General features: G+C 58.6%; 20 protein-coding genes and 6 tRNA genes. 5 read left to right on the top strand and 21 right to left on the bottom strand.

Translation table 11 applies throughout. The features are described 5' to 3' along the window. Nucleotides 1–34: 34 nt before the first annotated feature. The gene (locus G1E_RS02020) at nucleotides 35–433 is read right to left on the bottom strand and encodes a hypothetical protein (protein WP_009681460.1); all 399 of its coding nucleotides are present in this window, start codon (nucleotides 431–433) and stop codon (nucleotides 35–37) included. Nucleotides 434–577: 144 nt separating this feature from the next. Between G1E_RS02020 and G1E_RS02015 the strand changes: the two genes are divergently transcribed. Then, nucleotides 578–1,045: a helix-turn-helix domain-containing protein gene (locus G1E_RS02015; RefSeq protein ID WP_009681461.1), complete on the top strand. Its 468-nt coding sequence runs from the start codon at nucleotides 578–580 to the stop codon at nucleotides 1,043–1,045. Nucleotides 1,046–1,209: 164 nt separating this feature from the next. On the opposite strand, the gene G1E_RS02010 is transcribed toward G1E_RS02015, so the two are convergent. Together G1E_RS02010 and G1E_RS02005 are read right to left on the bottom strand one after the other, a co-directional pair. Continuing rightward, entirely contained in the window at nucleotides 1,210–2,274 is a 1,065-nt protein-coding gene (locus G1E_RS02010; protein ID WP_009681462.1) for a hypothetical protein, read from the bottom strand. 150 nt (nucleotides 2,275–2,424) lie between these two features. Beyond that, nucleotides 2,425–2,637, bottom strand: a complete 213-nt coding sequence (locus G1E_RS02005; protein WP_009681463.1) for a hypothetical protein — start codon at nucleotides 2,635–2,637, stop codon at nucleotides 2,425–2,427. 192 nt (nucleotides 2,638–2,829) lie between these two features. Here G1E_RS02005 and G1E_RS02000 point away from each other — a divergent pair, with 192 nt between their 5' ends. Further along, the gene (locus tag G1E_RS02000; RefSeq protein ID WP_009681464.1) at nucleotides 2,830–3,417 is read left to right on the top strand and encodes a sce7726 family protein; all 588 of its coding nucleotides are present in this window, start codon (nucleotides 2,830–2,832) and stop codon (nucleotides 3,415–3,417) included. On the opposite strand, the gene G1E_RS01995 is transcribed toward G1E_RS02000, so the two are convergent. The 3 genes from G1E_RS01995 to G1E_RS01985 are packed head-to-tail and all read right to left on the bottom strand — an operon-like array spanning nucleotide 3,376 to nucleotide 5,942. Further along, nucleotides 3,376–4,446 (bottom strand): hypothetical protein, encoded by a 1,071-nt coding sequence (locus G1E_RS01995; RefSeq protein WP_009681465.1) that lies wholly within the window; start codon nucleotides 4,444–4,446, stop codon nucleotides 3,376–3,378. The genes G1E_RS02000 and G1E_RS01995 overlap by 42 nt on opposite strands. Continuing rightward, a complete protein-coding gene (locus tag G1E_RS01990; RefSeq protein WP_009681466.1) occupies nucleotides 4,439–5,305 on the bottom strand; it encodes an ImmA/IrrE family metallo-endopeptidase in 867 nt (288 codons plus the stop codon). Before G1E_RS01990 ends, G1E_RS01995 begins: the two co-directional genes overlap by 8 nt. Continuing rightward, the gene (locus G1E_RS01985; protein WP_230384432.1) at nucleotides 5,298–5,942 is read right to left on the bottom strand and encodes a hypothetical protein; all 645 of its coding nucleotides are present in this window, start codon (nucleotides 5,940–5,942) and stop codon (nucleotides 5,298–5,300) included. Before G1E_RS01985 ends, G1E_RS01990 begins: the two co-directional genes overlap by 8 nt. 308 nt (nucleotides 5,943–6,250) lie before the next feature. Between G1E_RS01985 and G1E_RS01980 the strand changes: the two genes are divergently transcribed. Then, complete coding sequence (locus tag G1E_RS01980) at nucleotides 6,251–6,940, top strand: helix-turn-helix domain-containing protein (RefSeq protein ID WP_009681468.1); 690 nt, start codon at nucleotides 6,251–6,253, stop codon at nucleotides 6,938–6,940. Between the two features lie 255 nt (nucleotides 6,941–7,195). Here the strand turns inward: G1E_RS01980 and G1E_RS01975 are convergent. Both G1E_RS01975 and phnN read right to left on the bottom strand, forming a co-directional pair. Continuing rightward, nucleotides 7,196–7,267, bottom strand: a tRNA-Arg gene (locus tag G1E_RS01975). Between the two features lie 401 nt (nucleotides 7,268–7,668). Further along, a complete protein-coding gene (gene phnN, locus G1E_RS01970; protein WP_029887000.1) occupies nucleotides 7,669–8,265 on the bottom strand; it encodes a phosphonate metabolism protein/1,5-bisphosphokinase (PRPP-forming) PhnN in 597 nt (198 codons plus the stop codon). Nucleotides 8,266–8,611: 346 nt separating this feature from the next. Between phnN and G1E_RS01965 the strand changes: the two genes are divergently transcribed. Continuing rightward, nucleotides 8,612–8,938 carry an Arc family DNA-binding protein gene (locus G1E_RS01965; RefSeq protein ID WP_009681471.1) on the top strand — a complete coding sequence of 109 codons (327 nt, stop codon included), beginning with the start codon at nucleotides 8,612–8,614 and terminating at the stop codon, nucleotides 8,936–8,938. Nucleotides 8,939–9,150: 212 nt separating this feature from the next. Here the strand turns inward: G1E_RS01965 and mgtE are convergent, their stop codons facing one another. From mgtE to alaS, 9 genes are all read right to left on the bottom strand, one after another. Next, entirely contained in the window at nucleotides 9,151–10,593 is a 1,443-nt protein-coding gene (gene mgtE / locus G1E_RS01960; RefSeq protein ID WP_009681472.1) for a magnesium transporter, read from the bottom strand. Between the two features lie 420 nt (nucleotides 10,594–11,013). Further along, nucleotides 11,014–11,090: transfer RNA gene (locus G1E_RS01955), tRNA-Arg, on the bottom strand. 72 nt (nucleotides 11,091–11,162) lie between these two features. Next, nucleotides 11,163–11,239: transfer RNA gene (locus tag G1E_RS01950), tRNA-Arg, on the bottom strand. A gap of 72 nt (nucleotides 11,240–11,311) precedes the next feature. Further along, nucleotides 11,312–11,388 (bottom strand) — tRNA-Arg (locus G1E_RS01945). A gap of 71 nt (nucleotides 11,389–11,459) precedes the next feature. Then, nucleotides 11,460–11,536: transfer RNA gene (locus G1E_RS01940), tRNA-Arg, on the bottom strand. Between the two features lie 106 nt (nucleotides 11,537–11,642). Then, a tRNA-Ser gene (locus tag G1E_RS01935) sits at nucleotides 11,643–11,733 on the bottom strand. 72 nt (nucleotides 11,734–11,805) lie between these two features. Beyond that, the gene (gene csrA, locus G1E_RS01930) at nucleotides 11,806–11,994 is read right to left on the bottom strand and encodes a carbon storage regulator CsrA (protein ID WP_003254503.1); all 189 of its coding nucleotides are present in this window, start codon (nucleotides 11,992–11,994) and stop codon (nucleotides 11,806–11,808) included. A gap of 165 nt (nucleotides 11,995–12,159) precedes the next feature. Continuing rightward, nucleotides 12,160–13,395, bottom strand: a complete 1,236-nt coding sequence (locus G1E_RS01925) for an aspartate kinase (RefSeq protein WP_009681473.1) — start codon at nucleotides 13,393–13,395, stop codon at nucleotides 12,160–12,162. A gap of 145 nt (nucleotides 13,396–13,540) precedes the next feature. Further along, the gene (alaS, locus tag G1E_RS01920) at nucleotides 13,541–16,165 is read right to left on the bottom strand and encodes an alanine--tRNA ligase (protein WP_009681474.1); all 2,625 of its coding nucleotides are present in this window, start codon (nucleotides 16,163–16,165) and stop codon (nucleotides 13,541–13,543) included. A 136-nt stretch (nucleotides 16,166–16,301) separates the two neighbouring features. Here alaS and G1E_RS01915 point away from each other — a divergent pair, with 136 nt between their 5' ends. Continuing rightward, a complete protein-coding gene (locus tag G1E_RS01915; RefSeq protein WP_009681475.1) occupies nucleotides 16,302–17,708 on the top strand; it encodes a putative hemolysin-like protein in 1,407 nt (468 codons plus the stop codon). Between the two features lie 8 nt (nucleotides 17,709–17,716). On the opposite strand, the gene astE is transcribed toward G1E_RS01915, so the two are convergent. The 4 genes from astE to astD form a co-directional block, all read right to left on the bottom strand. Beyond that, entirely contained in the window at nucleotides 17,717–18,724 is a 1,008-nt protein-coding gene (gene astE, locus G1E_RS01910) for a succinylglutamate desuccinylase (protein WP_009681476.1), read from the bottom strand. 10 nt (nucleotides 18,725–18,734) lie between these two features. Further along, on the bottom strand, nucleotides 18,735–19,025 hold the full coding sequence (locus G1E_RS01905; protein WP_009681477.1) for a hypothetical protein: 291 nt from the start codon (nucleotides 19,023–19,025) through the stop codon (nucleotides 18,735–18,737). A gap of 13 nt (nucleotides 19,026–19,038) precedes the next feature. After that, complete coding sequence (gene astB / locus G1E_RS01900; RefSeq protein WP_009681478.1) at nucleotides 19,039–20,388, bottom strand: N-succinylarginine dihydrolase; 1,350 nt, start codon at nucleotides 20,386–20,388, stop codon at nucleotides 19,039–19,041. Nucleotides 20,389–20,411: 23 nt separating this feature from the next. Next, nucleotides 20,412–21,790 (bottom strand): succinylglutamate-semialdehyde dehydrogenase (gene astD / locus G1E_RS01895; RefSeq protein ID WP_047149583.1); only part of this gene is annotated, 1,379 nt, incomplete at its 5' end.

Here is a 21,790-nt window from a genome sequence, read left to right as displayed (position 1 = left end):
CATCAGGGCAAGCCCGCCAGGCGGAACCTGCGGGTCAACATAAGCCGAATATTGTCTTCAGCGAGGCGGTCTGCTCACGACCAGGGCCTACCAAGACGTACACGGTGTTGCGCGTTTCGAACATGCACACGCCATCGTAGGTTTTGCACAGCGTCGAGCGCACCCAGCCCCCTGGCGGGAATCGCCCCTCGCTGTCGTAGTTGACGCAATGGGAGTACAGGAACATCGGCTGCAGGCCTACAGAGCGCACCCTGTCCAGCGACTCCTGTGGCTCGTCAACGTGGAAGATGAGCCAATCCTCAACCAGGCAATACGGCCTGCGAGGAAAGCATTCGGCGAGCAATGCCTCAATTTCGGGTTGGGACAGCGACGTCCCAGCGGAAGAGACGTGCCCTTCCTGGAGCAGCTCGTGCTCTACGGAGCTATCAGTCACCAATTACCTCGGTATTCAAAACGACGAGGTGATGTGCGAACGGGAACGTAGCGGCAGATCGCCGTTCGACTCACTCAAACCAATATATATGTTTGAGCGAGTCTAGGCAAACGAGGCATACCGTCTCCTTTTGCGGAGGCAGAAATGCCGCTACGCCACTCTCTCGCTGCCGTGCTCCAGTCGCTCCGAACGCAGCAAGGCCTGTCTCAGCAGGAGATCTCGGGCCTTCTTCGTCAACAAACGATCAGCGAACTGGAAGCGGCTAGCTTCACGGCCACCATCGATACCGTGAGGGATCTGGCCATTTCGTTGAACATCAGCCCAGCGACCCTGTTCGCCATGGTCATTGCAGCTGAAAACCAACAGACGACTCACCAGGTGCTGATCGATGCAATCGTGGAAGCAGAGGCATTGGGGAGAGCCAACGAGATTATGGAACGGCAGCCTCGCGAGATTGAGCATCCGCGAGTGACTGCTGCTAGAGAGAAGTGGAAGGCAGTGCAGGCGCTGAAAAAAGACGGCCTCACCCAGGCTGAGGTGGCCCGTGCTCTGGGGTATTCGAAGGGCACTGTGTGGCGGCTCTGGGAGCGAGAGCCAGGTAGCTCCGGCTGAGAAGCTCAGGGCGATACGAGAGCAGAAGGAGGCCGGTCTCTCAGGCCGAGATCTGTAAGAAGCTTGGTGTTGCCGAGCAGCACTGTTGTGCGTATGTGGCACTCGGTTGAATGACCGCTGTGGGACTCTCACATCTAGCCCACTGGGTCGGCCATGAGCTTGATTTAGGGAATCGGACTTTCCTCAAAGTCTTCGTCAGACCCTCTTAACAGCGTGATAGCGCTCCGCGACTGTAGGCAATTATCAGCCTGCTCATGCAGGAGAGCGTGTTCATCGCGATCAGCCCAGATTTGCACCACACCCTCTCTCCGGAATACCTCTAAGGGCAAAGGGTTCGTGGCGTAGGGATTGTGATAAATCCGCAAGCCATCGGTGATCTTCTCCGGGCCTTCGTTCGCTTTGGCCACCACAGGCCTCATGCCCTCAGGGGTAGACCAGATCGAGCGAATGATCGCGTCAGGGTTTCCACACATAGCGTCCACCTTCCCCCAAGTCGCCAAATGGCTGAAAGCTACTGCGCTGATGTGACGGAAACGTGGGTTGTGGAAAAAACCCAGCTCGATCTCTGCGCCGTTGTCTTTCTCCACAGTGCCGAGGGATCTGGCTACAGGCCCATTAGGGAAGCGTTGAGGGTTAGCCATGTACTCGGCCTCGTCCACGTAATGGTCAAACAGCAACGCCTCAATAGGCCGATAAGCCTGAAGGTGAAACCCTGGCTGCTCAAAAGGCGCAACGGCCAAGACAAAAGGGCGCCCTTTCACGTGGCAGTGATTTTCATACTTGTCCAGGTACTTCTTGGATTTGCTCATGAACGCGTTGGCCAGGCGAATAATCGCGATCCGATTGAGCTCGTTGAAATCGACGTTATCGTAGAAATCTGGAGTGAGGGGCTCCCCCCACTCAGGGATTCCATCGGCTGCGTGATTCGCCGTAGTGGCCTCGACCGTAAATGTCGTATCTGCTGCGGTGACCAAAAAATCAGGCGCGGCATGCGTCCAGTCAAACGAGAAACCGTACTCTCGGAGAACTGCGTAAAGATAGATCTCCCAAAAGCTCGAGTTGAAGGTTGTCTGAAATTCTTTGACGAACTTGTTATCCCTGTCTGGAAAACCTTCCATCCAACGTAGGATCTCATCGCGCTGGTAATGCCGACCAACTCGTCCATCAGAAATCGTCTTAAAGTGCTGATGAAGCTTGTCTTGATCGAAAAGAGGCGTGAGTAAGTCCATTTTGTAGCCTGCCAGTCACGAGGGAGGATGGGATCAGTTGCTCGGTCGAAGCTTACTCACCCAGCACCTCTCCTGGGAAGTGAGGCCTATTAGGACTTGGAGGTTGTCCAGGTGTGACAAATCCTTGAGTAACCCTGACTGAACTGCCAGTCATGATTTACGGACGAAGTGCTTCAGCCGCTCCCGCGATTCCAACACCTGCTCACGAATTTCCTCAGGATCGATAGCCATGCCACCTTCCGGCGTCACCCTGAGCGTCTTGAGGCTGTTCACCGCTTCGATGAACTCGCGCTCACGTTGCTTTTCCCACTCGGGGCGGCGGTCGGGGAACAGCCAGGCGACAAGGCGGTCGAGGATGATCATGTGGTGCTCCGGGATGCGGATGATTGCGAAGACGCTTCACTAGGCTATCACCCGAAAGCCTCCAGGCCGAATCGACCTGCCCCGGCACCATCGCGCTATCGGTCGGGATGCTTTCAGAAAGAGGCGAGCGCACTCCACAACGGGGAGCTCTATAGGCTAAAATGTTGCGTTTGTGCCTGCCTGGAGCTCTGAGTGCTCAGAGATAAAGAAATCCGAACCGCTTTAGTTGATCACTTAATGAAGCGGTCGCCTAAACCTGCTCGCGTGCTCGAAGAGCTCACCATCGATAATGGCAACGCCATTGCCGACGTAGTTGCCTGCTACCGAGAGATGCATTGCTACGAAATCAAAGGCGAAACAGATAATGTTCGAAGGATTCTGTCGCAGTCGGAGTTCTACTCCAGATCATTCCCGAAACTGACCTTGGTGACCACCGAGAATCATGTGCGCTGGGCAATGGAAAAAATCCCTGCCTATTGGGGCATCATGCTCGCCACACCTGGTAAAGATCGCACAGTGTTGCGTTACGTCCGCAAGGCCGGCACCAATCCAATGTTCTCCAAGAAAGATGCCCTTCTCATGCTCTGGAAAGCAGAGTTGACGGCCATTGCGACCGCACACCCTGAAGTCATCTTCAAAAAGTCTTTCAACCGTGACGATATCGCTGAGCAAATCAGCTATCAGTTGAGCCGTGACGACGCCCTGGCAGGAATCCAAGGCGCCCTCATCGAAAGGCGCTCAAATATTGTTAACCACGAAAGTGATGTGAGCGGCGGTTGAAGTCTTGATCCAGCTGCCAGGGGAGCCCGTTGACTTAGCCCGCACCGCAGCCTTTTTACTACGGTCATGGATATAGCGCTCACCATATGAGTAGGTAGGATCTCTAAAAAACACCTGATCCACCAAGCTATCGGAAATATCAAAATACTGCCTATGCTTATGTGTCTTGAATCGCTTACCACGAATTATGAAAAATTTCTCGTGATAGGTATAAAAAACCTTGGGCGCAGAGAGACCACTGATTAGCTCAGGTTCAATATCAGCATCTGAGTATTCCGGACTGATAATTCCGTAGTCCCCGTATAGGACGTTGCTGTATGCCGGCGAAGAATTGATTGAGCGCCAGAGCATATACTCCTTTCGCTCAATGTTAATTTCTTTACCAGTCTTGATCAGCCCACCAATTGAAGCTGGAACAATTGACCCGCTCATCACCACGGCAGTGACTTGGAAGTCCTTTTGGAAGCCAGCCAAGAAGCGTTCAACTTTCTTTTTCGTCTCGACTGTTTCTTCGATAATTCGTAGATCGAGAAGCAGTACGACAGACTGTGGGTTAGCAGCTGCCAGATCGACCCACAGCGCATCCAAATTACTTTTAGTGAGATTATAGCTATCCAAATCCAGCATTTGCAGACGAATACCAACCTCAGTACCTGGCCGAGTCTTCACATATTCTAGAGCGGCCACGTTATGATCTGGATGGCGATCAAACGCTAGAACAGGAATAATCGTATAGTCTGAGAGGTAATCCAGTATAGCCCTATACTGCGGCACCCCACCCAGATCAATATTGTCATCAATATCAAAATTATCGACAAAGAACTTATACGAGATGGATTTCTTGCGCCCTGACTTGAGGTTCTTCTCCGCAATTCTCAGGCGCTCGAGAACCTCTCCCTCTGTCATAACAACTTCTGATCGAGGAACGTCATACATAGGTACTATTTGATTACGAATCGCATCATCCAGCACCCCAACGCCTTGAATCTCATTCTGCTTGAACTTAAGAAATGGAACATACTTAATCATTGGCAAACCCGAAAGCGCTTTTAACGTCCATAGAGTGATGCAATTCAGGGTAAAGCTTGTAGTTCTTGGTTTGGTGACGAATCATCCCCGCCATGATGGACGGATGAACTTCAGCCTTAACGCAAACATCCAGCAGCTGTTTCTTGTCACCCCTGACATTCCAGGCCATCCGCCAGTGCTGTCGAGACACCAAACTATCTTTCGCAATGATGTTGGCCTCGACTTCTCGATCAGAGTCGTTATCTTCTTCGAGATCATCCAAGATCGGATTATCGAGATAGTCGTAATGCATGTGGACATGGGCAAGCTCATGCATGAGCGTGAACCAGAAGTTATCGTAGCGATTGTATCGAAGTGCTATCCCAACAACTGGCGTACCCTGCGACAACTTGAAGGTACACCCATCCATTTTCATCGACTTGAAGCCCGGCTCCACCACTAGGAGCACACCATAGGACTCGGCCAAGACATCGACCAAGGTGGTGATGCTTTCAGGCTTGAGACTGAGGAGCGCGATCTGCCGGAGATGCTGAGCGCTCAAGCCCTGAAAATCAGGCATCCTCCGGCTAAGCACAGCGAACTTGGACTTCTCGTTGATCAGCGACAACCACGCCTGGATCTTGGTCTCTTCCGCAGAGTCATTCTTACGATAGAGCACGGCCTTGTTGTTGGTCGCGTTGAGGGCGAGCCGAATGATGAAGTCGTCATACGCCTCACCAGGCCGCGCATGCGACCTGGCATCCGCCGGCTTCAGCGCGTTCTTCAGGTTGGACAAGGCCGCCGTGAACTCAACCGCAGCATCCCGCGAGGACGGATAAACCTCGAAGTCGCCTGGTAGCCCTTCTGGAGAGTCAGACATGCTGAGCCTCCCCTGCCAGCTTACCCGCTATATCAGGAGGCGCTTCGAAGTAGCGCAGGTTCTCTTTGTCGGCATCAGCGTCGTACTCAATCATGCCGAGGTAGCGGTAATACCCTTCCGCTGTCGGTAGCGAGTGCAAGCAGAAGCCTGGACGGTAGCCCAGCTGGTTGATGGCGAAGTGGGAGGCATGGGCGATCAGGATCCGACTAACGTTGCCGAACTGCTTCACATATTTCGGTCGATCCCGGTTCCAGTAGGCGGACGCGACGTAGTCGATGTAGAAAATGCGCTCCCCATCCAGGCGGCTTTCCTTGGGATGGTAGATGACGCAGGTCGCCTGGATCCGCCCTTGGGCACTCAGGAAGAACCAGTGGTAGTCATCGCTACGGAAGGCGAACGCCTTATCGAGCCAGCTCCAATGGAAATCCGTCAGGCCATACGCCGGCAATTGATCGAAAAGCACGTTGGGGTCATTAGCGGCAGCAGGGACATCCGCCATCAGCTGCCTCAGAATCTGGCGCTTCTCGGCATCCCACTGATCGTTCAGCTGGAACACGTACATGGGTGCCAGACCCTGGTGGATCTGGTACGGCACGTCCTGCCCCGTGTGACGGCACTTCAGCGTTGGCTCACTCATCACCGCGCCCATCGCTCAAGGCGCAGCACTCGGCTAGTCCGAATGTCATGTGGAAATCCCTCTCCGTACTGATGGCCAGATAATGCCACCAATGATCACTGGCCTCAACGCTCGCCTTATGGCGTCAAGATTCCATTGGGCACCATTCTAGACGCTATATTTGGGGGCAAATTGGCCTGCCGCATATTGCCTTTTTCGGCTGGGCTGGTTCTGTCGGAAAGCACACTGTCGGGTGCGTGTCGTGTCGCCTCAATCCGCGCTTCTTCATACTCGGCTCATCACATCAGCCAAGCGGCAGGAGACACGGTATGAGCATCTTCGACACAGCTGAAAAACGCGTATTGAGCAAGAGCGAACTGGGTCTAGTGATCAAGCATATCCGCGAGCTTCGCCAATGGTCTCAGGGTACCCTGGCACAGCTTGCTCACACTACCGAGCGAACCATCCAGCGCATTGAGGCAGGCTCTGGAGCAAGCCTGCATACCCTGCGGGCCTTGGCTGTGGCGTTCGATTTCAAGGACATCGACGCCTTCACCAAGCCTATGGCCATCCCTACAGACGAGCAACTGCAGGCGGCCCGTGAACAGTTCGAGAAGAAGTACATCACGAGCAAAGCTCTGAAGGTCGAGTCTGGCAGGTTCTTGGCGAAGCTTGCCGCCGAGAGTGGAGGCGACTACATCGAGCCGGCGTTTGAGCTTTCCCGAGAGCAGGCCGTAATTTTCGCAGAATTGACGGACTATGTACGTGAGTACCGCGACTGCGCGGAGCTCTACACAAGCACGTCACTCCTACAGGTCTTTGAGGAACTTCAGAATCTTCTGACGCGCCTGGGCGATCAAGGCGTCACGCTCCGTTATGCGACTCTGCAAGTCCTACAGAAAACCTCTCAACCTCAACAAGAACTGCAGCTTATGGGGCAGGTGCTTTACATAGTGGGGTTCAGTGAAGGGGAAGCGCCAGATGAGATCGCCTTGCCAAGAAAAATCAGCTTCTGGTAACGCCTAATTTCAGCCACCTGCAACGATGCCTGTTTAAACAGTTAAGGGTTGCCAGGGCAACTTTCGTTATTTTGCCGGATAGGAATGGCCCACCGGCGATCCACACCGATCACCGCCAGCGTGGAACAACCTGATTAAAAGCCACCCTATGGTGGCTTTCATGCTATGCCTCGCGGCGAATTCAAAAATGGTGCTTGGCTGCACCAAGCGTTCAGCTACAAGCATGAGTCAGAGCGCTCAGTGCTTGAGATGATGCGTCCCCTGCTGGAATCGAACCAGCATCTAGCCCTTAGGAGGGGCTTGTTCTATCCGTTAAACTAAGGAGACACCAAGCATTGCTATCTTACGTAAAACCAAGGACTTAGGAAAGGTAACCATCACTCCACCCTCCCTTCGCTGCCCACCTTTTCAATCCTCTAATCCAAAGAGGCAGGGCTGCTAGCTTGACCTTTACTTCTGCAGTGGAGCCATGAGCGCTCCGACGCTGTCAGCCCTAGAGTCCGTAGCGGACTCCCCTGCAATCCAGGCCATTCCCTTTGTGCAGTAAAACATTGTCCTGATAAGAACCTGCAACCTTCCCCTTAGGAGGGGGACGCTCTATCCAATTGAGCTACTGAGACGCAAACACCGGCAGCGAGCGCTGCACAGCGGGACGGCGAGCATGTTAACCAGCATGCCAGCATTTGTCATGCCTGTACCGGGCTTTTTCGCGTAATCCTTTTCTGGCACTACGTCGCCCCGGGCAGCACGCCCGTTTCGCGCAGCAGTGTGAACAGGCCGGCGACGGCTGTTTCCAGGCGGTTGGAATTGTCCAGCACATGCACGGTGGGGTCGCTGGTGTGCTGTAAACGTGCATTACGGGCCAGGCGCTGCTCGATTTGCGCCGCCGTTTCCCGCCCGCGGGCCAACAAGCGCTCGCGCAGCACTTCGGGGCTGACTTCGACCAGCACCGCCAACAGGTCCGGGTAACGCGCACGGGCTTCGGCCAAATAGGCGCGCGAGCCATTTACCAGCACCGGCCTGCCCGCCTGCAGCCAGGCGTCCACCTGCACCGCAATGCCATAGTCCAGGCCATTGGCCTGCCAATGCATGGCGAACGCGCCCTGCGCGAGCAGGGCCGCAAATTGCTGCGGGGTAACGCCATGGGCCGCTTCGCCCCGCGCTTCTGCCGAGCGGGTAATGACCCTGCGGGCGATTTCCACGCCGGCGGCAGCCAGTTGCTCACGGGAAGCTTCCAGGATGGAATCCTTCCCGGACCCTGACGGGCCCATCAAAAATATCAGCCGCCCTGCCCCTGATCGGCGGTCGCTTGCGTCATGTTGCATAGCCACTATGCTCTATGGAGGGAACCCGGCGCATTCTAGGGGTTTTCCTGGTCTTTTGCTGTTTTTTACGAGTTTTTGACGGTAAAAGGCTGACGGTCAGGCGAGCCGGAGCATGTAAAACTTTTCAAACCAGTACTCATTTCTGATAATTGGTACTGGCACAAAGCCTTTACCCGGCTCACTATTTGTCACAGAATTGACGCCAAGGAAACGGCGACCTTGAGGCAAGATGAGCATCCAATTTTCACTGACGGTTGAACATTTTGTCGCCACGACGGTCGTATTTTCACCCCCGTGCGGCCAATTTGAGAACCGCTTCCCCTGAACCAAAATCCGGTCAATTTATATGCGCCCAATGAAACAGGCTATTTATTCGAGCCGCACCGCTGACAAGTTCGTCGTCCGCCTGCCAGACGGAATGCGTGAGCGCATTGCCGAGGTAGCGCGCAACCATCACCGCAGCATGAACTCCGAAATCATCGCACGCCTGGAGCAGAGCCTTATCCAGGAAGGCGCGTTGGGTGACGAGCTGAGCATGCGCCTGGACAGCCCGGAGCTGTCCCTGCATGAACGCGAGTTGCTGCAACGTTTCCGTCAGCTCTCCCACCGCCAGCAAAACGCCTTGGTTGCGCTGATCGCGCACGATGCAGAGATGGCAGCCGACGCTTCCTGAAGGTTGCCAGCGGATACAAAAAAGCCAGCGTCAGCTGGCTTTTTTGTGGGTCACTACAGGGAATTCGCCCCCGGTAGGAGCGGCCTTGTGTCGCGAAAGGGCCGCAGCGCGGCCCCGGCAATGTCGGCTGTAACGCCAGAACCCGGGGCCGCTGCGCGCCCCATCGCGACACAAGGCCGCTCCTACCGGGATCGCGTAAGGCAAGAAAGGGGTTACAGCAAGAATAGCGTCGCCAGCCCCAGGAAGATGAAGAACCCGCCACTGTCGGTCACAGCCGTGATCATCACACTCGCGCCCATCGCCGGGTCCCGCCCCAGTCGCGCAAGGGTCATCGGGATAAGCACGCCCATCAGCGCGGCCAGCAACAGGTTGAGGGTCATCGCTGCGGTCATCACCACCCCCAATGACCAGCTGCCATACAGCCAGAAAGCCACCGCACCGATCACCCCGCCCCACACCAGGCCGTTGATCAGCGATACCGCCAGCTCTTTACGCATCAAACGGCTGGTATTGCCCGGCGACACCTGATCCAGCGCCATGGCACGGACGATCATGGTGATGGTCTGGTTACCGGAGTTGCCACCAATACCGGCAACGATCGGCATCAACGCGGCCAAGGCCACCAGTTTTTCAATCGAACCCTCGAACACGCCGATCACCCGCGAAGCCAGAAACGCGGTGATCAGGTTGATCGCCAGCCAGGCCCAGCGGTTGCGGAACGAACGCCAGACCGAGGCGAAGATGTCCTCTTCTTCGCGCAGACCGGCCATGTTGAGGACTTCGCTCTCGCTTTCCTCACGAATCAGGTCGACCATTTCGTCGATGGTCAAACGGCCGATCAGGCGCTCGCTCTTGTCGACCACCGGCGCCGATACCAGGTCGTAACGCTCAAAGGCCTGCGCGGCATCGTAGGCATCTTCCTCGGGCTGGAAAGACACGGGGTCGGTCGCCATGACCTCCGCGACTTTCTTCTCCGGGTCGTTGACCAACAGGCGCTTGATCGGCAACACCCCTTTGAGGATGCCGTCGTAATCGACCACGAACAGTTTGTCGGTATGGTTGGGCAGTTCTTTGAGGCGGCGCAGGTAGCGCAGCACCACTTCCAGGCTGACGTCTTCGCGGATGGTGACCATCTCGAAGTCCATCAGCGCACCGACCTGCTCCTCGTCGTAGCTCAGCGCGGAACGCACCCGCTCGCGTTGCTGCGCATCCAGCGTTTCCATCAGCTCGTGGACAACGTCACGCGGCAACTCAGGCGCCAGGTCAGCCAGTTCGTCGGCGTCCATTTCCTTGGCCGCCGCCAGCAGCTCGTGGTCGTCCATGTCGGCAATCAGCGACTGACGTACGGAGTCGGAGACTTCGAGCAGGATGTCGCCGTCGCGATCCGAGCGCACCAGCTGCCAGACCGTCAGGCGGTCTTCCAGGGGCAAGGCTTCGAGGATGTAGGCGACGTCGGCGGGGTGAAGGTCATCGAGCTTGCGCTGCAGCTCGACGAGGTTCTGGCGGTGGACCAGGTTCTCGACCAGGTCGTTGTGCGCACCTTCCTGGCGGTGGGTCAGGTCTTCGACCACACGCTGGCGCTGCAGCAACTCGATCACCTGGGCCAGGCGGTCCTGCAGGCTGTCCTGTGCTTTTTTTACTTCTACTTCGGTCATAGGCGAACTCCACTCCCAGCAGCGGAGCACGCCGGGAGAATCAATCGGTCAGATCTTTCGGTATGAATCGTGTTAGCGAGTAACTACTGGGTAAGTCCATGGTGGTTTTCCACAAGCCCCGGCGGGGCTGACGGGCGCAATCATACACTGCTAAAGCTGTCAGATCGCTTAAATTTTTGGCTAGAACAATCGTTTGCGCGATAAAGCTGGGACAACGCACGAAGCCAACAGTGCGACGGTTGTCATGGGTACGAAAGCACATTGAATTTCGCATATGTCGCGGCAGTGCGGCCTTGGAGCTGCGAAGCGCCCCGGCCACGGCACAACCTTTACAGGAAAGCTTAGATGGCCATGGTCGACAATTCTGTGACACGCAGAAACAAAAAGCCCGCTCTGTTGAGCGGGCTTTTTGATGGGGTATGGCGGACTCAGCAGGATTCGAACCTGCGACCGCTCGGTTCGTAGCCGAGTACTCTATCCAGCTGAGCTATGAGTCCGTAATGGTAGTTTTAGACCAGATTACCACTGGTTGACTGAAGTAGCCTTGCAAGCAAAACCACTTCAAAAAGTGGCGGACTCAGCAGGATTCGAACCTGCGACCGCTCGGTTCGTAGCCGAGTACTCTATCCAGCTGAGCTATGAGTCCGCGATTGGCAGTTTTAGACCAGATACCGCTGGTTGACTGAAGCAGCCTTGCAAGCAAAACCACTTCAAAAAGTGGCGGACTCAGCAGGATTCGAACCTGCGACCGCTCGGTTCGTAGCCGAGTACTCTATCCAGCTGAGCTATGAGTCCGCGATTGGCAGTTTTAGACCAGATACCGCTGGTTGATTGAAGCAGCCTTGAAAACAAAGCCACTTCAAAAGTGGCGGACTCAGCAGGATTCGAACCTGCGACCGCTCGGTTCGTAGCCGAGTACTCTATCCAGCTGAGCTATGAGTCCGTGTCTTGCCGCGCATTATAGGTCGCTGAAACATTTTTGCAAGAACGTTTTCGTTTAAAATCAACTACTTAGCGTTCCTACCCGTTACAGCGCCCTACGCAAATAATGGCGGTGAAGGGGGGATTCGAACCCCCGATACCCTTATGAGGTATACTCCCTTAGCAGGGGAGCGCCTTCGGCCACTCGGCCACCTCACCGCAACACGAGGCGAATATTAAAGAACCTCTTTCACCTTTGCAACCCTTTTTTTGAAAAAAACTTCAAAAAAATTAAAGGCTTGGCTCTTCATCCTTCTCTTTCTTGATCCGCAGGTAGATTTCCTCGCGGTGAACAGCCACTTCCTTCGGCGCGCTAACGCCTATACGTACCTGGTTGCCCTTCACGCCGAGCACCGTCACGGTAATCTCGCCGTCTCCAATGATCAGGCTCTCGGCGCACCGACGAGTCAGAATCAACATAGCTTTCTCCTTACGCAAAACATTCAGGGGTAACAGTATTGGGGTCAGGGCCGGCCGCGGACGACGACCAGCCCGGTCGCACGCTGCACAGGGCAGGACAGGGCCTGCGCAGCGAGCAGAAACACGAAGGGCGCGGCTGGTGCCGCGCCCTTGCAGTGCAGCGCCTTACTCGCCCTGTCGGGCTGGGGCGTCAAGCTCGAACGCGGTGTGCAGCGCGCGTACGGCCAGCTCCAGGTACTTTTCTTCGATCACTACCGAAACCTTGATCTCGGAGGTGGAGATCATCTGGATGTTGATGCTCTCCTTGGCCAGCGCCTCGAACATGCGGCTGGCAACCCCGGCGTGCGAGCGCATGCCGACGCCAACGATGGAGACCTTGGCGATCTTGGTGTCGCCGATCACTTCGCGGGCACCGATTTCGCGGGCGGTGTTTTCCAGCACGCTCTGCGCCTTCTCGTACTCGTTGCGGTGCACGGTGAAGGTGAAGTCGGTGGTGTTATCGTGGGCAACGTTCTGCACGATCATGTCCACTTCGATGTTCGAAGCACTGATCGGGCCGAGGATCTTGAAGGCCACGCCCGGGGTGTCCGGCACGCCGCGAATGGTCAGCTTGGCTTCATCACGGTTGAAGGCGATACCGGAAATGATCGGCTGTTCCATGGATTCCTCTTCATCAATGGTAATGAGGGTACCCGGACCCTCCTTGAAGCTGTGCAGCACGCGCAGCGGAACGTTGTACTTGCCGGCGAACTCCACCGAACGGATCTGCAGCACCTTGGAACCGAGGCTGGCCATTTCCAGCATCTCTTCGAAGGTGATCTTCTCCAGGCGACGGGCCTGCGGCACTACGCGCGGGTCGGTGGTGTAGACGCCATCCACATCGGTGTAGATCTGGCACTCGTCAGCTTTCAGCGCCGCCGCCAGGGCCACGCCGGTGGTGTCGGAGCCGCCGCGACCGAGGGTGGTGATGCTGCCGTGCTCGTCGACACCCTGGAAGCCCGCAACCACGACCACGCGGCCTTCCTTGAGGTCGGCACGAATCTTGTGGTCGTCGATTTGCAGGATGCGCGCCTTGTTGTGCGCGCTGTCAGTGAGAATGCGCACCTGGTTGCCGGTGTAGGACACCGCTGGCACACCACGCTTGATCAAGGCCATGGTCAGCAAGGCAATGGTCACCTGCTCACCGGTCGACACGATCACGTCCAGTTCACGCGGAACCGGCTGATCGGTGATCTGCTTGGCCAGGTCGATCAGGCGATTGGTTTCACCGCTCATGGCCGACAGCACGACGACCAGGTCGTCGCCCGCTTCACGGTGTTTCTTGACCTTATCGGCTACCTGCTCGATCCGCTCGATGGAACCGACAGAGGTGCCGCCAAATTTCTGTACGATCAACGCCATTTCAATGGTGCCTCAGCCCATACAGGGCCCCAAAAAACAATCCAACATGAAGGGGTGGCGGAAGTGGCCGGTGACGCTGCTGCCTGCCACCGGGTGCGGCACCCGGGGGCTTCGCACCCGCCACTGAACCGCCTACCCCTTCATCTCAAAGTCCCTGCTCTGCGAATGGCACGGCCAGCGCCAGGGCCTTGTCCAGCGCAGCGACGTCGACGCCACCGCCCTGGGCCATGTCCGGACGGCCACCGCCCTTGCCACCCACCGCCGCAGCGGCTTGCTTCATCAGATCGCCAGCCTTGAGTTGGCTGGAGAGGTCCTTGGTCACGCCGGCCACCAACACGACCTTGCCCTCATGCTCGCTGCCCAGCAGGATCACTGCGTGGCCGAGCTTGTTCTTCAACTGATCGACCAGGGCCAGCAGGGCCTTGCCATCCTGCCCATCCAGGCGGGCGGCGAGGACCTTGGCACCCTTGACCTCAACAGCCGCGTTGGAGAGATCGTCCCCTGCGGCGCTGGCGGCCTTGGCCTGCAGCTGTTCCAGCTGCTTCTCCAGCTGACGGTTGCGCTCAAGCACAGCCGACAACTTGTCGATCAGGTTGTCACGGTTACCCTTGACCAGTTGCGCGGCTTCCTTGACCTGCTCTTCGGCAGCGTTCAGGTAGGCCAGCGCAGCGGCGCCGGTGACTGCTTCGATACGGCGTACGCCAGAGGCCACGCCGCCTTCGCTGATGATCTTGAACAGGCTGATGTCACCGGTACGCTTGGCGTGGATACCGCCACACAGCTCTACCGAGAAATCGCCACCCATGGTCAGCACGCGCACGGTATCGCCGTATTTCTCACCGAACAGCGCCATGGCACCTTTGGCCTTGGCGGTTTCGATGTCGGTCAGTTCGGTCTCGACCGGCGTGTTCTTGCGCACTTCGCGGTTGACGATGTCTTCCAGCTGCTTGAGCTGCTCCGGCTTCACCGCTTCGAAGTGGCTGAAGTCGAAACGCAGGCGCTGGCTGTCGACCAGCGAGCCCTTCTGTTGCACGTGCTCGCCCAGCACCTGACGCAACGCTTCGTGCAGCAGGTGGGTAGCCGAGTGGTTCAGCGAGGTGGCGTGCTGAACGTCTGCATCGACCTTGGCCTCCACCGGCGCACCGATCAGCAGCGCACCGCTGGTGACCACACCGTGGTGCAGGAAGGCCCCGCCGGTCTTGGTGGTATCACGTACGTCAAAGCGTGCAGCACCCGCCTGCAGGTACCCGCTGTCACCCACCTGGCCGCCGGACTCGGCGTAGAACGGCGTGCGGTCCAGCACCACTACGCCCTGCTCGCCCACCCCCAGCTGGTCGACCGATTGGCCGTCCTTGTACAAGGCGATGATCTTGCCCTGGCCTTCGGTTGCGTCGTAACCGAGGAACTCGGTGGCGCTGTCGACCTTGACCAGGCTGTTGTAGTCCATGCCGAAGGCGCTGGCAGAACGGGCGCGCTCACGCTGGGCGTCCATTTCACGCTCGAAGCCGGCTTCGTCGATGGTCAACTCGCGCTCACGGGCAATGTCGGCCGTCAGGTCCATCGGGAAACCGTAGGTGTCATACAGCTTGAACACCACATCGCCGGGTACCACGGCGCCTTGCAACTGGGCCAGATCTTGCTCGAGGATGCGCAGGCCCTGCTCCAGGGTCTTGGCGAACTGCTCTTCTTCGGCCTTGAGCACGCGCTCGATGTGCGCTTGCTGGCTGGTCAGCTCGGGGAAGGCTTCGCCCATTTCGGCCACCAGGGCAGCAACGATCTGGTAGAAGAAGCTGCCCTTGGCGCCCAGCTTGTTACCGTGGCGGCAAGCGCGGCGGATGATGCGGCGCAGTACATAGCCACGGCCTTCGTTGGATGGCAGCACGCCGTCGGCAATCAGGAAGCCGCAGGAGCGGATGTGGTCGGCCACCACTTTCAGCGAAGCCTGGCCGTCATTGCTGCAACCGATGGCCTTGGCCGCCGCTGCCAGCAGGTTCTGGAACAGGTCGATCTCGTAGTTGGAGTGCACGTGCTGCAGCACGGCGCTGACACGCTCCAGGCCCATGCCGGTGTCCACCGACGGCGCTGGCAGTGGGTGCAGCACGCCATCGGCAGTGCGGTTGAACTGCATGAAGACGTTGTTCCAGATCTCGATGTAGCGGTCACCGTCTTCTTCCGGCGAACCGGGCGGACCACCCCAGATGTCCGGGCCGTGGTCGTAGAAGATCTCGGTGCATGGGCCGCACGGGCCAGTATCGCCCATGGTCCAGAAGTTGTCGGATGCGTAGGGGGCGCCCTTGTTGTCACCGATGCGCACCATGCGCTCGGCAGGCACGCCTACTTCCTTGGTCCAGATGTCGTAGGCTTCGTCGTCGGTGGCGTAGACCGTGACCCAGAGCTTTTCCTTGGGCAGGTTCAGCCATTTTTCCGAGGTCAGGAAGGTCCAGGCGAAGGTGATGGCGTCGCGCTTGAAGTAGTCGCCGAAGCTGAAGTTGCCCAGCATTTCGAAGAACGTGTGGTGACGCGCGGTGTAACCGACGTTTTCCAGGTCGTTGTGCTTGCCGCCCGCGCGCACGCACTTCTGGCTACTGACCGCACGGGTATAGGCACGCTTCTCGGCACCGAGGAAGCAGTCCTTGAACTGGTTCATGCCTGCGTTGGTGAACAGCAGGGTGGGGTCGTTGTTCGGGATCAGCGAACTGGAGGCAACTCGGGTATGGCCCTGCTCTTCGAAGAAGCGAAGGAAGGCTTCACGGATTTCTGCGCTTTTCATAGGTTCTTCCACGGAAACGGCGGCCGTTTGGGCTAATACGTCGAATCGACGAAACGACGGCAAAGGGCGCCATTATAGCCAGCCTGAACAGGAGATACAGTGTGTTTGTACACCAGAACGGCATTGTGCGGATGAAATGCCGTTCATCGACACTGTCAAGGTCGCCTGGCAGCGCTGCACGGCCACGCTGGCGGTACATAAGCAATACCTGGGCACCCAGCCCAAAGGGGATGCTGCGCCTTTCTTCTCGATACCGGAATGCGCCATGCCTGAGCTGAACCTGTCCAAACTGCACTCGGACCCACACCCGCTCCCCCACCCTACGCCATTGATCAATGCCAGCCCCGTCTATTACCTCGACGATCGACAGGCTGGCAGCCACCACACCGCATTCATCAACAAGGACCACCCCCAGCAGCAGACAGAGGTGAAGTACATACAGGCTGATGGCAATGTGCGTATCACACTGGAACGCGCCTATGCGCTGGGGCGACGTTACCGTCGCCTGGCGCCCAGCACCGAGCTGCTGGTGTTCAATGTCGCCCCGCGCGCCACAGGTTCGGATGCACGGCAAAAACGTGTGCAGATCACGACCCACGACTGCTTGCTGGAAGTCACGGTCAACGGCGCGCTATTCATGGTCGCCCAGCATACCGCTGAAGCCATTGCCATTCGCCTGACCGATGGCGGGCACCAGGTGGTCATTACCGGGCAGGTCCGCAAGCCGGTACTGATCGACATGATCGGCAGCGGCAACAGCATCGAGACAGGGGCCGGCATGGTGCACATTGATGCGCACACCGGCACGCACCAGGTAGTCGTCGGTAGCGGCCCTGTCCTGATCGACAAAGGCAATGCGGTGGTCAATGTCACCGGCCACTGCCTGCTTGGCCAGGCCAATTCCAGCACCGTGCTCTACCGCAACACGGCGTACGATGCGCACCTGGCCCAGCCTGTAGCGGCCGAGCATCAGGCGCTAGGCCGCATCGGTGTGCAAGTGACGGGTGATGAGGCGTTCCGCCGGGCGGTAGAAGATGCGCTGGTGCTGATGCGCAAATTGCCGTGCGGCCAAGCACTGCTGGCAGGCCTGGACAACAAGGCCGGGCATACCGGAAAACCGATCAGGGTGAGCGAAGCGGCCAGGCAACAGTTCACTTGCTACACGCCCAGCGATGACGAGCAGGACGAAGACGAAGGCCACTTCATCATCAACGAAAACCAGAGCAGCTGGGGCTACAGCGGTGGCATGCTGGCCTACAACCCGAACTGGTCGACGGCAACCCAATTGCCGCTGCTGGACCTGTACCGCTGCCTGTGCCAGGGCTGGAATTCCATGACCGGCACCGTATTCCCAGGCCAGACAGAGGTTCAGGGCACTTACGGCGCCTACCCGGTAGACAACCTGTTACTGCAAAGCATCGGCTTGCCCACCGACTGCAGATTCAACTTTGGGGGCGCTACTGCGCTTAACACCAACCCCGCCGCTTTCACTGAAAACGGATTACGCCAGGCACTGCAACTGGAACTGCGCACGCAACTGTAAGCAACGCCTCAGCTCAACCGCTGCCCTGCATCGGGCACGATCAGAAGCCCTGCCCTGAGGCCATTCTTGACCTTGGGGTTGGGGAAGATGATGCGCGCGCCCTCTTCCTCGACCACCCAACGCATCTCGGCCAGGTCTTCAGCCAGCAGGTAACCTTTGCTCAGTTCGGAAAAATTCTCGATATCCGCCGGCAGGTGCAGGTGAAAGCTGTCGCTGTGCTTGATGATTTCGCGGGAGACACTGAACAGCTGCAGGCCTTCCAGCGAGTCTTCGTCTTCGGGTTCTTCAGCCGTGATGATCCTGATCAGGCGGTCTTCGAGCTTGTCGAGGTTGACTTGCTCGTTCTGGCCGAACGGGCGGGCCTTGCCCAGCTCCAGGGTGAACGCTTCAGCCTCCAGCTGTTCGTAGGTAAAGGCGCTGAAGGTGATGGAAGGCTTGCTTTGCAGCAATACCGCCTGCATGCCCGCCGCTGCCAGGCGTGCCAGTTGGCGACGAGAGTGCTGGCGCCCCTCTTTATAGGGGTACAAGGCAAACTGCTCGATCTTCGAACCGCGGATGGCAGTATGCAGATCGTAATGCAGGCGGCTGCGCCCCGGCTTGCTGAAGAACACCCGGGCGAACTGCTCGAGCTCGGCCGCACGCAACGCCTCGAAACCGCTGGACAGCTCGTGGCGCCCGTTGAACAGGCGGTTGATGTCCTGTTCGATGAAACGCTCACCCTTGCGCATCGCCACCGGGTTGCCGAACAGGAACAACACCCGCGCCTTGGGCTTGATCGACCCGTCGGCCACGCCATGCAGCAGCCGTTCGAGCAACTCGATCGGCGCTGTCTCGTTACCATGAATACCGGCAGACAACAGCAAGTCCAGGCCGCAATCCTCGCTGTCGGGTGGGCGCACTTCGAGCGCCCCCTCCCCTAGCCAGCGCAAACGCGTGCCCTTGGTGGTCACTTGGGTCTTCTCGGCCGGTTCGTGATCGGTGAGGGTCAGCTCAAGCAATTTACCAAGGGCGAGCATAGGAACTTCCTTAGTGGGTGTGGCCGCAGTCGGGGCCATGGACGTGATCGTCGTCTTCGCCAAGCTCTGCAGGTTCCATTTCCAGCTGCAGGCTGACCAAGTTGGTGGCCATGGGCCGCAGCAGCAGGTTGGCGTACTCGGCGTCGCCTTCCTCGACATCCACACCGATCAGCAACTGGCCGCGGCCATCCTGCTGGATCCACACTTCCTTGCCTTGCCAGACCACGGCAAAACGGGTGCAGGAGGTTTCGAGCTGGGTGCCGTCTTCATCTTCGAGGATCAGGCGCAGGGCGTCGGTCATTACAATTCTCTCTTCAAGGTTGGCGTTGGAACGGGTACACCGAGCCCAACTTCAGAATCTGGGTCAATTCATCCAGTGCGGTACGGCACTCCACCAGCAGTTGCGGGTCGGCCAGGTCCGCCTCGACCAGGCGATCACGGTAGTGCTTGTCGACCCATTGCAGCAGGGTGTCGTACAGCGGGGCGGTCATGATAACGCCTTGGTTGACCGCCGCCAGTTCCGTTTCATTCAAGGCCACGCGCAAACGCAGGCAAGCCGGGCCACCGCCGTTCTGCATGCTCTGCTTGAGGTCGAACACCTTGACCTCCTTCACCGGGCCGCCCTGGCGGGTCAACTGCCCAAGGTACGCCCAGACGCGTTCATTGTTGCGGCACTCTTCCGGCACCACCAGCAGCATGGAGCCGTCGTCACGGCTGAGCAACTGGCTGTTGAACAGATAGGAACGCACTGCATCCTCTACCGCCACTGCCGAGCGCGGCACGCAGATGGCCTGGAAACGGCCGCCCTTGCTGGCCAGTTTAGCGCGCAACTGGCCCAGTACCGTGTCAGTCTCGAGGAAAGCGTCCTCGTGGTAGAACAGCACCTCGCCATTGCCCACCGCAATCACGTCATTGTGGAACACGCCCTGGTCGATCACTGCCGGGTTCTGTTGAGCGTAGACCACCCCGTCCTCATGCAGGCCATGCAAACGGGCCACGGCCTGCGAGGCCTCCAGGGTCTGCCGGGCGGGGTATTTCTGCGGTGCCGGGTAACGGCTGTCGAATGCACTGCGGCCGTAGACGAAGAACTCCACGCCAGCCTCCCCATAGGCGCGGCAGAAGCGCGTATGGTTGGCAGCGCCCTCGTCACCGAACTGCGCCACGGCAGGCAACGCCGGGTGGTGGGCGAAGCGTTGCTCGTCGTTGAACATCGCGGCCAGCACGCGACTGGTGGTCGGGTGCTCGATGCTGCGGTGGTATTTGCAATTGAGGTTGGCGGCAGTGAAGTGCACGCGGCCATCGGCGGTGTCGGCACTGGGGCTGACCGTGGCAGCGTTGGCCACCCACATGCTCGAAGCCGAACAGGTGGCCACCAGCAACGGCATGGCCTCTTTGGCAGCGCGCTGGATCACGTCGGCATCGCTGCCGCTGAAGCCCAGACGGCGGAGCGCGGCCACATCCGGGCGCTCCTGCGGCGCCAGCACGCCCTGCTTGAAGCCCATGTCGGCCAATGCCTTCATCTTCGCCAGGCCCTGGCGTGCAGCTTCCCGCGGGCTGGAGCCTTGCTGGCTGTTGCTTTGCGAAGCCACGTTACCGTAGGACAGGCCGCCGTAGTTGTGGGTAGGCCCCACCAGGCCATCAAAATTCACTTCATAGGATTTCATCGGCAAGGCTCCGTGACCTGTTGTTATAGGGTGACGCCCGGCGTAAGGGTGGCCGGCAAGGCAAGGCTGGCAGTCTCCAGCGAAGCCACGGGGTAAGCGCAGTAGTCGGCCGCGTAATAGGCACTGGCGCGATGGTTGCCACTGGCACCGACGCCACCGAAGGGTGCGCTGCTGGCTGCACCGGTCAGTTGCTTGTTCCAGTTGACGATGCCGGCGCGGCTGCGCAGCCAGAAATGCTGGTAGCGGGCGCGCGAATCGGACAGCAAGCCGGCAGCCAGGCCGTACTGGGTGTTGTTGGCTTCATCGATGGCCGCATCGAAATCGGCATAGCGGACCACTTGCAGCAGCGGCCCGAAGAACTCTTCATCCGGGCGCTGTGCCACGGCGCTGACATCGATGATGCCAGGGGTAAGCAATGCGGCATCGGCTTGCGGCTGCGTCATTTCCAGCAGTTTCACGCCACCCTTGGCGGCCAGTTCGGCCTGGGCAGCCAGCAGCGCCTGCGCGGCCTGCAGCGAAATCACCGAGCCCATGAACGGTGCCGGCTGTTCATCGAACGCCCCCACCGTGATGGTTCTGCACACCTCTACCAGGCGCGCGAGCAGCGCATCGCCCCAGGCACCCTGGGGCACCAGCAGGCGACGTGCGCAGGTGCAGCGCTGGCCGGCGGAAATGAACGCCGACTGAATGATGGTATAAACCGCAGCGTCGAGGTCCTTGACCTCGTCTACCAGCAATGGGTTGTTGCCACCCATTTCCAGCGCCAGGATCTTGTCCGGGCGCCCGGCAAACTGCTGGTGCAACAGGTTGCCAGTGCGGCTGGAACCGGTGAAGAACACGCCATCGATACCTGGGTCGCCAGCCAGTGCCACACCGGTTTCACGCCCGCCCTGAACCAGGTTCAGCACACCCGCCGGCAGGCCGGCGGCGATCCAGCAGTGCACTGTCAGTTCCGCCACCTTGGGGGTCAGCTCACTCGGTTTGAACACCACGCAGTTGCCCGCCAGCAGCGCCGGAACGATATGCCCGTTCGGCAGGTGGCCAGGGAAGTTGTAAGGGCCGAACACCGCGACCACACCATGGGGCTTGTGCCGCAGCACTGCCGTGGCATCGGCCAGCGGGCCGCTCTTTTCACCGGTGCGCTCACGGTAACTTTGTATGGAAATGGCCACCTTGTTGACCATGCTGGTCACTTCGGTGGCCGATTCCCACAGCGGCTTGCCGGTTTCCTCGCCAATGCACTGGGCCATGGCTTCGGCATGCGCCTTCAACTGTGCGGCAAACTGCTCCAGCACACCGATGCGCGCGTCCAGGCTCAGTTGCGCCCAGGCTGGGAACGCCTGGCGCGCAGCCTTTACGGCGGGGGCGGCCCCGCCGGGGGCGGGGGCCCCCCCCCCCCCCA

The sequence above is a fragment of the Pseudomonas sp. TJI-51 genome (assembly GCF_000190455.2).
Lineage (GTDB): Bacteria > Pseudomonadota > Gammaproteobacteria > Pseudomonadales > Pseudomonadaceae > Aquipseudomonas > Aquipseudomonas juntendi.
Note: the sequence above shows the minus strand (reverse complement) of the source record. Positions and strands in the feature narration are given on the sequence as shown.